The sequence below is a fragment of the Mesorhizobium sp. M0016 genome (genome assembly GCF_040324035.1).
GTDB lineage: Bacteria > Pseudomonadota > Alphaproteobacteria > Rhizobiales > Rhizobiaceae > Mesorhizobium.
On record NZ_JAMYVM010000001.1, the window covers coordinates 511,808 to 523,966 of the forward strand.

Consider the following 12,159-nt stretch of genomic DNA (forward strand, 5'->3'; position numbering starts at 1 on the left):
GCGTTTTTTGCTTGGTGAAACCGGTAGACGTTTTGCCAACCGGAGTGTCGATGGTCGCCTGGAAACAGATCGTTTTTGCGCTTGTGATCCTGGTTGCGGCTGTCCTCGCCTGGGCGCGATTCTTCCCGGGCGCGCCGGAGGTTCTGGCACGCTGGGGCATCGACTGGACCTATGCTTCGGCGCCCGCCACAACCGGTGCGGTCGACACGACAAAACAGGCAGGCGGCCGCAACGCTGCCGGCCGCCCGGCAAATGTCGTCGCCTTGCCTGCGGCCACCGCCACCATCAACGATCGCCTGCAGGCGATCGGCACCGGCCGCGCCAACGCCTCGGTGACGGTCAACCCGTACAGCTCCGGCCGGCTGGTTGAATTCCTCGTCCAGTCCGGCACCCGCGTCGACAAGGGGCAGATCATCGCTGTTCTCGATTCCGAGACCGAGGTGATCTCGCAAGATCGTGCCAAGCTCGCCTTGCAGGATGCCCATGACAAGCTCGAGCGGGTGAAATCATTGAGGGCCTCCAACGCCGCGACCCCGGTCGCCGTCGCCGATGCCCAAGTGGTGCTGGCCGGCGCCAAACTGGCGCTGCAGGATGCCGAACTCGCCTTGCAGCGTCGTTCGATCGTCGCCCCTATCGCCGGCACGGTCGGCATCCTGCCGATATCGGCCGGCAATTACGTCACCAGCCAGTCGGCGATCGCCACGCTTGACGACCGCTCCTCCATCCTGGTCGATTTCCTGGTGCCCGAGCGCTTCGCCGCCGCCGTCAAGGTCGGCGCGCAACTGTCGGCGACGCCGATCGCAAATCCGAGCAAGGCCTATACCGGCACTGTGTCGGCCATCGACAACCACATCGACGAAAAGAGCCGCACTCTGCTGGTCAAGGCTGCAATCGCCAATCCAGCGGATTCGCTGCGCGCCGGCATGTCGTTCGGCATCACCATGCGCTTCCCCGGCGACACCTACCCGGCCGTCAGCCCGCTGGCGATCCTGTGGGGTTCCGACGGCGCCTATGTCTGGCAGATCGAGGACGGCAAGGCCAGGCGCGTTCCCGTGCGCATCATCCAGCGCAACACCGAGACGGTGCTGATCGACGCCGAGATCGAGGATGGCGACATGGTTGTGACCGAGGGCACCCAGAGCGTCAGCGAAGGCGGCGCGGTCCGCATCGCCGGCCAGGATCAGCGCGCCGCGGACGCGGCCGAAGGCTCATGACCGCGCCTGTCAGCACCGCCAGCGAAACCGGCTTCACCGCTCTCTTCATCCGCAGGCCGGTCATGGCCTTCGTGCTGAACACGCTGATCGCAGTGGCCGGCCTTGCCGCTTTCTACGGCGTCGAAATCCGCGAACTGCCCGATGTCGACCGCGCCGTGGTCACCGTGTCGACGGCTTTCGAGGGTGCCGCCGCCGAAACCGTCGACCGTGAACTGACCGACACCATCGAGGGCGCGGTCGCCCGCGTCTCCGGCGTCAAGTCGATCTCGTCGACCTCTTCCTTCGGCCAGAGCCGCGTCACCATCGAGTTCAACGACGGCGTCGATTTGAACGTCGCCGCCTCCGACGTGCGCGACGCGGTCGGCCGTGTCGCCAACATGATACCGGAGACCGCCGACCCGCCGCGCATCGTCAAGGCCGACGCCAATTCCGATGCCGTGATGCGACTGGCCGTCACCTCCGACACCATGTCGGTGCAGGACATGACGGTGATCGTCCAGGACCAGATCGAGGACGAACTGGCTGCCGTGCCCGGCGTCGCCGACGTTCAGGTCTATGGCGACCGCGACAAGATCTTCCGCATCGATGTCGACCAGAACAAGCTCGCCAGCCTCGGCTTCACTGTGGCCGATCTGAGGGCAGCGCTTGCGTCGGTCGCTTTCGATTCACCAGCCGGTTCGATCACCACCACCAACCAGGATCTCATCGTCCGCACCACGGCCGATGTGACGACGCCGGAAGAATTCGAAAACATCATCATCGGCGGCACGACGCGCATCCGCGACGTCGCCACCGTCACGCTCGGTCCCGACATCGGCCAGACCTCGTTGCGCTCCGACGGCAAGACCGGCATTGGCCTTGGCATCATCCGCCAGGCGGAATCGAACACGCTGGATATTTCCACCGGAGTGAAGGCAGCCGTCGCCAAGCTGCAGGAAAACCTGCCCAAGGGCATGTCGATCAAGATCACCAGCGACGACGCAGTCTTCGTCAACGGCGCCGTGCACGAGGTCGAGATCGCGCTCGGCCTGTCGATCTCCATGGTGCTGATCGTCATCTACATCTTCCTGCTCGACTGGCGCGCGACGCTGATCCCTGGTCTGTCAATGCCGGTCGCCATGATTGGCACCATCGCCGCCATCTATCTCGCCGGCTTCTCCATCAACATCCTGACGCTTCTGGCGCTGGTGCTGGCAACCGGCCTTGTCGTCGACGACGCCATCGTCGTTCTGGAAAACATCGTGCGACGGCGCAACGAAGGCATGGGGCCTCGTGCCGCCGCCGTGCTCGGCGCCCAAGAAGTGTTCTTCGCAGTCATCGCCACGACGCTGACGCTCGTTGCCGTTTTCGTGCCGATCTCCTTCCTGCCGGGACAGACCGGCGGCCTGTTTCGCGAATTCGGCTTCGTCCTCGCCATGTCGGTGCTGCTCTCCTGCGTGGTGGCGCTGACGCTGTGCCCGATGCTGGCCTCGCGCATGTTGACCGGCGCATCGCTCCACCATGAAGGCGGTCACGGCATTGGCGCGCGCGTCGGTGGCGCGCTGAACGCGGCCTACAAGCGCGCCCTGCATGCCTGCCTCGGCGCGCCGTGGATCGTGCTGCTGGTTGCGGTGCTGTTTGCGGGCGTCGCCTTCAGCCTGTTCGGCACCATCCGCCAGGAACTGACGCCGAGCGAGGACCGCGCCGTCGTGCTGTTGCGCATCAACGCGCCGCAAGGCGTCAGCCTCGATTACACCACGCAGCAGATGCAGAAGATCGAGCGGCTGATCCAGCCGCTGCGCGATTCCGGCGAGATCGTCTCGACGTTCGAAAACGCCGGCCAGAACGGCGCCTACAATTCCGGCTTCATGGTGATGACGCTGGCGCCGTGGGACGAGCGCACGCGCAGCCAGCAGGAGATCATGGCGCAGATAAGCCAGCTGACCCGGCAGGTGCCATCCGTGCGCATCTTCCCGGTGCAGGCCAATAGCCTCGGTATTCGCGGCGCCGGCAACGGCCTGCAATTCGCGCTGGTCGGCAACGACCGCAAGGCGCTCGGCGACGCGGCGGTGAAGATCATCGCCCGGATGCAGGCCGATCCGCGCTTCCAGACGCCGCGGCTTTCCATCGACCCGACGCAGCCGCAGTTGGCGGTGGCCATCGACCGCGAGCGCGCCTCCGATCTCGGCATCGACATATCGGGGCTCGCCAACACCTTGCAGGCGATGCTCGACGGTAACGATGTCGTCGATGTCTACATCGCCGACCGCAGCTATGGCGTGAAGCTGGTCTCGACCACCAACCCGATCAATGATCCGACCGATCTGGAAAACATCTTCCTGAAAACCGCCGACGGCCGCTTCGTGCCGATGTCGACCATCGCCACGCTGACCGAGCGCGCCGTGCCGCCGTCGCTGACCCGCGAACAGCAGCAGCCTTCGGTGGCGATCACCTCGAACCTGAACGGCAATTTCGCACTTGGTGACGCGCTCGGCGTTGCCGAGCAGATCGCCGCCCCGCTGCTGCCGCCGGGCAGCCGAGTCCTGCCGCTGGCCGAAGCCGCGACGCTCGGCGAGACCAACAGCGCCATGATCACCATTTTCGGCTTCGCGCTGGTCATCATCCTCCTGGTGCTCGCCGCCCAGTTCGAAAGCTTCGTCAGCGCCGTCATCATCATGGCGACGGTCCCCCTCGGCCTCGCCTGCGCAATCTTTGCGCTGCTTTTGTCAGGCACCAGCCTCAATGCCTACAGCCAGATTGGCCTCGTGCTTCTGGTCGGCGTCATGGCCAAGAACGGCATCCTCATCGTCGAATTCGCCAACCAGCTGCGCGACCGCGGCCTCGGCGTGCGCGAGGCGATCGAGCAGGCCTCGATCATCCGCCTGCGGCCGGTGATGATGACGATGATCTGCACCATCCTCGGCGGGGTCCCGCTGGTGCTGGCCGCCGGCGCCGGTGCCGAAGCGCGCATCGCGCTCGGCTGGGTCATCGTCGGCGGGCTGGGTCTCGCCACCGTCTCGACGCTTTTCCTGACCCCGGTCGCCTACCTCCTGCTCGGCCGCTTCGTCACGCCGAAGACGCATGAGGAAGCGAGGCTGAAGCGGGAGCTTGAGGAAGCGGCGTACGCCAATGTCGAGCCGGCGGAGTAGCTCCGCTTACCCTCCCCCTTGTGGGGAGGGTCGGACCGCAGGTCCGGGGTGGGGGTGCAGCGCCAACTAACGTCGGTCCAGCGCTCCCGCGAATAACAGAGGTAGGAGCCAAGACCCCACCCCGACGAAAGAGCAAAATTGCTCTTCGTCGACCCTCCCCACAAGGGGGAGGGTAGAAAGTCACGGCCTGATAAACACCTTCCCGTTCGGCTTGGCCAGCTCCGCCGGGACCTTCGCCATCGCCTCATCCAGCGGTAGCACCGCCGTCACGTCGGTTGACCAGCGCCCATCCGAAAAGCGCTTCTGTGCTTCCATGATCGCCGGGCCGCGCTTGTCGCGGAACTGGCGCATCCATTCGACCAGCCAGAAGCCTTCAATGTGCTTGTGTTGGAAGATCATCTGGCCGGGCTCACGGATGACAGTGGTGTCCGGATCGAGCCGTCCATAGATGATCCAGCGCGAGCGCTTCGGCATGGCGTCGAAGATCGCCGAGGCCACCGGCCCGGTCACGGCATCGAGGAAGATGCGCGGCTGCTCGGCCTTGACCACATCGCGTAGTGCTGCCTTGAAATCCGGCGCCTTCTCGTTGAGCACATGGGCAGCCCCGATCTCCTTCAACAGCGGAATCTGCTCGTCGCGGCGCACGGTGACGATCGGCCGGAACCCAGCCTCCTTGGCGAGACCCGCGATCAGCTTGCAAAGCTGGCTGGCGCCGGCGGTCATGATGAAGGCTTTTTCGCCCGTCTCCTTGACGATGTCGAACATGGCGAGCGCCGTGAGCGGGTTGACGATCATCGCCGCGCCATCCTCGTCGCGGACCGTGTCGAGCAGCGGAATGCAGCCGGCAGCTTCGGCAACTGCATAGTCCGCCCACGCGCCCCAATTGGTGACGCCGGTGGTGAAGGCGATGCGCTTGCCGATCAGGCTTTTCGCATAGGGCTCGTCGCCGCTGGCAACGACCGTGCCGACACCCTCGAAGCCGGCCGGCTGGCCCTTGGCGCGCGGCTGACCGTACTGGCCCTTGATGAACATGACGTCGGACGGGTTGATCGAGGCGAGGCTGACCTTGATTAGAACCTGGCTCGGTCCGGGCGTCGGCACGCCGATGCTGCCAAGCTTGAGGTACGGCTCCATCGCCTCCAGCGCACTGCCGGAGGGCGTCCTGGTGTAGCCGTCGCCGGTCAGCAGCAGTGCTTTCATGTCTGAGGGGATCGCCATGGCGGGGCTCCTTACAGTTTGAGGATGAGCTTGCCGGATGCGCCACGGCCAAGCACGCGCGTCACCACGGCGGCGGCATCGGCCAGCGGATAAGTGCCTTCGATGGCCGGCCGAACCTTGCCGGCGAGATGCCAGCCGACCAGCGCCTTCAGATTGTCGGCATGGACGAGCTGGTCGAGCGGCGCGAAATCGCGGGCGATAATGGCCTTCATCCGCTCAGACCTTTTCCTGCGTGTATTTCCTGAGTTCCGTACGCGCCACCTGCCGGCGGTGCACCGCGTCCGGCCCGTCGGCAAGGCGCAGGGTTCGCAGATGCGTCCATGAGCGTGCCAGCGGCGTGTCCTGGCTGATGCCTTGCGCCCCGAACATCTGCACGGCCTCGTCGGTGACCTTGAGCGCGACGCGCGGTGCGATGACCTTGATCTGGCTGATCCAGGGCGCGGCTGCGCGCGCATCGCCCTGGTCGATCATCCACGCCGCCTTGAGGCAGAGCAGCCGCGCCATCTCGATCTCCATGCGGCACTCGGCGATGATATCGAAATTGGCGCCGAGCTTGGCCAATGGCTGGCCGAAGGCCTCGCGGCGCACCGAGCGCTGGCACAGCAGCTCCAGCGCCATTTCGGCTTGGCCGATGGCGCGCATGCAATGGTGAATGCGGCCGGGGCCGAGCCGCCCCTGCGCGATCTCGAACCCCCTGCCCTCGCCGAGGATCAGGTTTCCGGCCGGCACCCTGACATTGTCGAAGCGGAGGTGCATGTGGCCGTGCGGCGCGTCGTCATCGCCATAGACCTGCATCGGTCGAAGCTTGATCACGCCCTTGGTGTCGGACGGCACCAGGATCATCGAATGGCGGCGGTGCTGCGGCTCGGCTTCGCCGCCGGTGCGGACCATGACAATGTAGATGGCGCAGCGCGGGTCCCCGGCCCCCGACGCCCACCATTTCTCACCGTTGAGTGCATAGTCGTCGCCTCGCCGTTCGCAGCGCATGGCGATGTTGGTGGCGTCGGAGGAAGCGACGTCCGGCTCGGTCATCAGATAGGCCGAGCGGATCTTGCCCTCGAGCAGCGGCTCAAGCCATGCCTGCTTGTGGTCGTCCGAGCCGTAGCGCTCCAGCACCTCCATATTGCCGGTGTCGGGCGCCGAGCAGTTGAAGGTCTCGGCGCCGAGATGCGCCTTGCCCATCTCCTCGGCGAGGTAGGCGTATTCGACCGTCGAGAGACCATAGCCGCGCTCGGACCCGGTCAGCCAGAAATTCCACAGGCCGCGCTCCTTGGCCGTCTTCTTCAATCCCTCGAGGATCTCGGTCTGCCGCGCGGTGTAGACCCAGCGGTCGCCGCCCTTGCCGACCTCGCTCAAAAACTCATGATCGAGCGGCATGATCTCATCGCGCACCATGGTGGCGACGCGGGCGTGGATCGGCTTCAGCCGCTCGGTCATGCCGAGATTCATGTCCGCCATCGGTCTCCAACCCTTTCACGCATCTGGGGCACTTTACCCGTGGCAAGGATGACCGTACTTCGGGTAGCCTTGTCAACGCGAGCCCTTTCGCCCCAGACCGTGAGCAGAGAGGCGCGGAGGAATTGCGATGAGCTATCTGGAAGAACTGTTCTCAGTCGCCGGCAAGACAGCGCTGGTGACGGGAGCCGCGACCGGCATCGGCCGCATGGTGGCGACCGCCTTGGTCCAAGCCGGCGCCACCGTGATGATCGCCTCGCGCAAGGGCGAGGATTGCATCAAGGTCGCCGCTGAGTTGAACGGGCTCGGCGGCTCCGGCAGTGCCGAAGGTTTCGCCGGTGACGTCTCGAGCGAAGCAGGCATTGCCGCGCTGGTCAGCGAGGTCAAGGCGCGCACCGAGAAGCTGCACATCCTCGTCAACAATGCCGGCATATCCTGGGGCGCCTCGCTGGAGGATTTTCCCTATAGCGGCTGGGCCAAGGTGTTCGCCGTCAACGTCACCGCCGTCTTTCATCTGACGCGCGAATTGCTGCCGCTGCTGGAAGCCGCGGCCAGCGATGCCGATCCGGCTCGCGTCATCAATCTGGGCTCGGTGATGGGCACGCAGCCGCTGGCCGACGACGCCTATTCCTATACCGCGTCCAAGGGCGCCGTTCACCACCTGACGCGCACGCTGGCGATCGAGCTGGCGGCGCGGCGCATCACCGTCAACGCCTTCGCCCCCGGCCCCTTCCAGAGCCGGATGACCGCCTTTGCCACCGGCACCGACGAAAAGGCCAGACATGTCGGCAGCCATGTGCCGATCGGACGTATCGGCGTGGCGGATGACATCGGCGGCGCAACGCTCTATTTGTGCAGCCGTGCCGGTTCCTATGTCACCGGCGCCATCCTGCCGATCGACGGCGGGCAGTCGGTGCAGCATGGGCTGACATTGTTCAAGGAATGAGCCGCGGTCGGCGGCAAGGGGAGGACACCGCAGTGGAACCGATCAGTCTCGATGTGCTTCTGGCCAGCGTCGGCAAGGAAGTCGGCGTCTCGCCATGGCGCGAGGTCACACAGACCATGATCGACCAGTTCGCCGACGCCACCGACGACCACCAGTTCATCCATTGCGACCCCGAGCGGGCCAAAAACGAGACGCCGTTCGGCGGCACCATCGCGCATGGCTTCCTGTCGTTGTCGCTGCTCTCGGCGATGACCTTCGAGACCATGCCGCCGCTGGAAAAGGGCAAGATGGGCGTCAACCACGGTTTCGATTCGCTGCGCTTCCTGGCGCCGGTGAAGACCGGTTCGCGCATCCGCACCCGTTTCGTACTGGCCGACGTCAAGGTCAGGCCGTCGGGCTGGGTGCAGACGGCGCACGACGTGACCATCGAGATCGAAGGTTCGAAGAAGCCGGCGCTGACCGCGCGCTGGCTGACGCTGACGCTGATCGAGCGTGAGCCGGAGACCGCATGAGTGGCGACGCCAACGCGCTGGACCAGACGGCACTAGCGCTCTATCTCGAGGCGCACATCCCGGGTTTTGCCGGGCTTTCGGCAATCGAAAAATTCAAATCCGGCCAGTCGAACCCTACCTATCTGCTGACCGCGGCCAGCGGCCGCTATGTCCTGCGCGCCAAGCCGCCGGGCCAGTTGCTGAAATCGGCGCATCAGGTCGACCGCGAATTCACGGTCATGAAGGCGCTGGCCGGCACCGCCGTGCCGGTGCCGGCGATGCTGCATCTGTCGGCGGAGGCGACGCCGATCGGCCGCATGTTCTACGTCATGGATTTTCTCGACGGCCGCATCTTCTGGGATCCGGCAGTGCCGAAGGCCGCTGGCAACGATGAGCGCGCCGCCCTCTACGATGCCATGAACGCCACCCTGGCGGCCCTGCACGACGTCGATGTCGAGGCGGTCGGGCTCGGCGATTTCGGCAAACCCGGCAATTACTTCGAACGCCAGCTGGCACGCTGGACCAGCCAGTACCGCGCCTCGGAGACCGGCACGGTCGCCGACATGGACCGGCTGATCGCCTGGCTGGAGACGCATATGCCGGCCGATGACGGCCGGATATCCCTCGTGCATGGCGACTACCGGCTGGACAACATGATCTTCGCGCACAATGAGCCGAAAGTGCTGGCCGTGCTCGACTGGGAACTGTCGACGCTTGGCCACCCCTTTGCCGACATCGCCTACCAGTGCATGCAATGGCGCTTGCCGCACGCCTCGGGCTTTCGCGGTCTTGGCGGCGTCGACTGCGCCGCCCTCGGCCTGCCCTTGGAGGAAGCCTATGTCGCGGCGTATTGCCGTCGGCGCGGGCTGGCCGGCATCGACAATTGGAGCTTCTTCCTCGCCTTCTCCTTCTTCCGTTTGGCTGCCATCTGCCAGGGCGTCTACAAGCGGGCGCTGGACGGCAACGCCTCCAACCCCGAAAAGGCCAAGACCTATGGCGAAGCGGTGAAGCTGCTGTCGCACCTTGCCGCCAAGCTGATCGATCGAACCTGACTCGACAATGAGATATTGTGGTCGGCGCGATTTGATGACAGATCGGATCAGTTCCGTTCCCCGACCGGGGAGCAAGCCCACATGGAGGTGGTGGCAACCGGCCTGGAAACAGGACGCAAACCGATCACCGTCTGTAGACTGAGCATGATGCCGAAAAGTGTGAAGCGGTTTTCGGACGACATCATGCTCTATCTATTTGATTTAAGAGCCGGTTTCAGATTTCAGGTCAATTCGACCTGAATCATTCGGCTCTAGCGCGCGTCGCTGGAAATGAACTTCATGTGCCGGCTGACTTGCAGGGCGATGTAGACGACCAGCGAGCATCCGATCGGAAACACGATCTCAATGAGGCCGGTGGCGACAGCCTGCGGCAATGCCAGCGCAATGTCCTTGGCTGCGGCAGTCTCGATCGTCAGCGCCGTGATCCCGCCGCCGAACACCGCGCCGGCCAAGGCACCCGCCAGTATGAAATGCAGCGAGCGAGGTTCTTCCTTGGATGCCAGCGAAGCCAGCATCCAGCCCAGCAAACCATACTCGATCGCCCGCAACATACCGAGCGTAGTGAGCGACAGGATCACGGGCTTTGCCGATACATCAAGCGCGCTCACCATCACCTTTTGCGTACCTTTGGCGATGCCCATGGCCAGCGGCCCCGAGATCATCGCGATCAGGCCGCCAAGCGAGGCTCGCACCTTGGTGATCGCCGTGCCGAGGCTGACGCCGGCGCAGACGAAGAATGACCAGGTCACGCCTTGCGCCAAGTCTATCAGAACCCGGGTCGGGGCCGGGTGCGAACCTGCCGCAAATCCGGCAGTCAGAATAAGCGCTTCCATGGCGAAGCCGATTGCGATCGCCAGCCATGCGACTATCACGACCCGCCTGAGCGCCAGCCTTGCGCCATGAGAAAGTGGATGTGCGCCCGGCAGCCCGGACGAAAGCTCTATCGCAGCCATAGAGGCCCCCCAAAACCGAATTTTCTTGCAGAGCCGCCAAATAGGCTTTGTTTGTAACAGTCCGATGTTGCCTGCGTGCGCCCAGGTTACACATGCTGTGACATAGATGCTGGCGAAATAGGCCAGAACGGGCACGACTATTCGAGAGAAGCTTGGGGGTCGCTTTTTGATGTGCCTGACAGCGCCCTTGCCCGTTTCCGTACAGCGTATATATTTAGCGATGCACACCAACCAAAGGCACCGGATCTTGCCACTGAGCGTCCAGAAACGCCGCGAGAAACAAAAGGCCGAACTGCGTTCCGAACTCCTCGACGCAGCCCACAAGCTCGTCAAGGAAGAGGGCTATGAAGGCCTGACCATCCGCAAGTTGGCCAAGCGGGTCGGCTATGCCCCGATGTCGGTCTATTCGTACTTCGCCGACAAGCAGGACATCCTGTTTGCGCTGGCCGAGGATGCCTTCGAAACACTTGCCCGCCGCATCGAGGAGCATCCTTCCGACGATCCGATCGAGGCCTTGCGTGCGGTGATGACCGAATATGCTGCCTTCGGGCTCGGCAATCCCAACGAATACCGCACCGTGTTCATGACCGAAAAGACCAAGCTGCCGGAAGGCAGAAGCTATGAGGACATGGAAGAGGCCAACCCGGCGATGAAAGCGCTGATATCCAGGGTCGAGGCCTGCGTTGCCGCAGGCAAGCTGCAGGGCGATCCGCGCGCCATCGCCACCATGCTTTGGGCAGTCGGCCACGGCACCATCTCGCTTTTGATCACGTTCCCGTTCTACCCCTTCGGGGATCCGCAGGCTTTCGTGACGCGGATGTGCGATTTCACACTCGCCACGCTCAGCACTCAGAATGTGCCGCCGCTGACCGAGACCCCGGTCGACTGCTGAGCATCCCCGCCCCTCCAATTCAACGTCCGGCCTGACAGCTTCGGCTGTGTCAGTGCGCCGCAATTTTCGGCGTTCAAAAAGATTTTTCGTACGCGTACGTTTTCCGACTTGAAAACCCATCTCGGTGGACGTATGTGTACGTTGTATCGTACATGTACGAAAAAAATTTAACCGATGGAGACAGACATGAACAAGACCCTTCTCGCTCTCGCCACCGTGCTGGCTCTCTCCGGCTCGGCTTTCGCCGCCAACAACACACACTCGACCAAGCAGGCCCCCGCCGCCACCTGCGTCGACACCACGACCAATGCCAAGCTCGATTGCGCCGTGACCGGCTCGGTCGAAAAGTCCGACGTCAAGGCCAAGAGCCCGCGTCTCGGCATCGAGATCAACCCATGGATCGTGCCGAGCACGTTCTAAGTTGATCGGGCTCGACCACAGCACAACGACTAATTTAAGGGCGGCAGGATAATCCCGGCCGCCCGTTTTTTCCTCAGCGCAAGCCGGCTTTTCCTGAGTTCAAACCTGGCGTAGCCGAACGGGTTATTTCTTGCGCGGTTTGCGACCCGGCACCGTCTTGGCCTTGCCGGGTCTTGCCGGCGCGCCTGGGATGGCGGTCGAGGTGATCGACACCGGATCGCTGGCCGGAAACGTGTCCTCGAGGCCTTCCTCGAGTTCCTCTTCGGCAGTCACCTCGTGATGCTGCTCATGTTCGAGTGAGCGCACGGCGGACGTCTTGCCAGCTGACTTCGGCGGCGCTTTCGACGGCATCGTATGTTCTCCCTGATGAGGGAAGCAGAACGGCTTGAC

The 12,159-nt window shown here is 64.0% G+C and carries 13 protein-coding genes; 8 read left to right on the plus strand and 5 right to left on the minus strand.

All coding sequences use genetic code 11. The features are described 5' to 3' along the window. Nucleotides 1–50 precede the first annotated feature (50 nt). Nucleotides 51–1,214, plus strand: coding sequence for an efflux RND transporter periplasmic adaptor subunit (locus NKJ88_RS02465; RefSeq protein ID WP_352443504.1), 1,164 nt, complete (start codon nucleotides 51–53; stop codon nucleotides 1,212–1,214). Continuing rightward, the gene (locus tag NKJ88_RS02470) at nucleotides 1,211–4,342 is read left to right on the plus strand and encodes an efflux RND transporter permease subunit (RefSeq protein ID WP_023704042.1); all 3,132 of its coding nucleotides are present in this window, start codon (nucleotides 1,211–1,213) and stop codon (nucleotides 4,340–4,342) included. Before NKJ88_RS02465 ends, NKJ88_RS02470 begins: the two co-directional genes overlap by 4 nt. Before the next feature lie 180 nt (nucleotides 4,343–4,522). Here the strand turns inward: NKJ88_RS02470 and NKJ88_RS02475 are convergent, their stop codons facing one another. From NKJ88_RS02475 to NKJ88_RS02485, 3 genes are read right to left on the minus strand one after another with little or no spacing between them, the layout of a single operon-like run. Next, complete coding sequence (locus tag NKJ88_RS02475) at nucleotides 4,523–5,560, minus strand: zinc-binding dehydrogenase (protein ID WP_023825174.1); 1,038 nt, start codon at nucleotides 5,558–5,560, stop codon at nucleotides 4,523–4,525. An 11-nt stretch (nucleotides 5,561–5,571) separates the two neighbouring features. Further along, on the minus strand, nucleotides 5,572–5,856 hold the full coding sequence (locus tag NKJ88_RS02480) for a zinc-binding dehydrogenase (protein WP_196813644.1): 285 nt from the start codon (nucleotides 5,854–5,856) through the stop codon (nucleotides 5,572–5,574). Then, complete coding sequence (locus NKJ88_RS02485; protein ID WP_352443505.1) at nucleotides 5,777–7,018, minus strand: acyl-CoA dehydrogenase family protein; 1,242 nt, start codon at nucleotides 7,016–7,018, stop codon at nucleotides 5,777–5,779. Before NKJ88_RS02485 ends, NKJ88_RS02480 begins: the two co-directional genes overlap by 80 nt. Nucleotides 7,019–7,145: 127 nt before the next feature. On the opposite strand from NKJ88_RS02485, the gene NKJ88_RS02490 reads away from it, so the two are divergent. The 4 genes from NKJ88_RS02490 to NKJ88_RS02505 all read left to right on the plus strand — a co-directional run bounded on the left by NKJ88_RS02490 (nucleotide 7,146) and on the right by NKJ88_RS02505 (nucleotide 9,744). After that, nucleotides 7,146–7,961: an SDR family oxidoreductase gene (locus NKJ88_RS02490; protein ID WP_023710918.1), complete on the plus strand. Its 816-nt coding sequence runs from the start codon at nucleotides 7,146–7,148 to the stop codon at nucleotides 7,959–7,961. Then, nucleotides 7,958–8,473: a MaoC family dehydratase gene (locus NKJ88_RS02495; protein WP_280940371.1), complete on the plus strand. Its 516-nt coding sequence runs from the start codon at nucleotides 7,958–7,960 to the stop codon at nucleotides 8,471–8,473. Before NKJ88_RS02490 ends, NKJ88_RS02495 begins: the two co-directional genes overlap by 4 nt. Further along, on the plus strand, nucleotides 8,470–9,504 hold the full coding sequence (locus NKJ88_RS02500; protein ID WP_352443506.1) for a phosphotransferase family protein: 1,035 nt from the start codon (nucleotides 8,470–8,472) through the stop codon (nucleotides 9,502–9,504). The genes NKJ88_RS02495 and NKJ88_RS02500 overlap by 4 nt, the downstream gene beginning before the upstream one ends. A gap of 81 nt (nucleotides 9,505–9,585) precedes the next feature. Then, nucleotides 9,586–9,744, plus strand: a complete 159-nt coding sequence (locus NKJ88_RS02505) for a hypothetical protein (protein ID WP_352443507.1) — start codon at nucleotides 9,586–9,588, stop codon at nucleotides 9,742–9,744. A gap of 11 nt (nucleotides 9,745–9,755) precedes the next feature. Here the strand turns inward: NKJ88_RS02505 and NKJ88_RS02510 are convergent, their stop codons facing one another. Next, nucleotides 9,756–10,592, minus strand: a complete 837-nt coding sequence (locus NKJ88_RS02510; RefSeq protein WP_352443508.1) for a hypothetical protein — start codon at nucleotides 10,590–10,592, stop codon at nucleotides 9,756–9,758. Nucleotides 10,593–10,704: 112 nt separating this feature from the next. Here NKJ88_RS02510 and NKJ88_RS02515 point away from each other — a divergent pair, with 112 nt between their 5' ends. Both NKJ88_RS02515 and NKJ88_RS02520 read left to right on the plus strand, forming a co-directional pair. Beyond that, the gene (locus NKJ88_RS02515; protein WP_023671149.1) at nucleotides 10,705–11,349 is read left to right on the plus strand and encodes a TetR/AcrR family transcriptional regulator; all 645 of its coding nucleotides are present in this window, start codon (nucleotides 10,705–10,707) and stop codon (nucleotides 11,347–11,349) included. A gap of 186 nt (nucleotides 11,350–11,535) precedes the next feature. Beyond that, nucleotides 11,536–11,769 carry a DUF680 domain-containing protein gene (locus NKJ88_RS02520; protein ID WP_023671148.1) on the plus strand — a complete coding sequence of 78 codons (234 nt, stop codon included), beginning with the start codon at nucleotides 11,536–11,538 and terminating at the stop codon, nucleotides 11,767–11,769. A 123-nt stretch (nucleotides 11,770–11,892) separates the two neighbouring features. Here NKJ88_RS02520 and NKJ88_RS02525 read toward each other — a convergent pair whose 3' ends face one another. Beyond that, nucleotides 11,893–12,120 carry a hypothetical protein gene (locus tag NKJ88_RS02525; protein WP_023671147.1) on the minus strand — a complete coding sequence of 76 codons (228 nt, stop codon included), beginning with the start codon at nucleotides 12,118–12,120 and terminating at the stop codon, nucleotides 11,893–11,895. Nucleotides 12,121–12,159 lie beyond the last annotated feature (39 nt).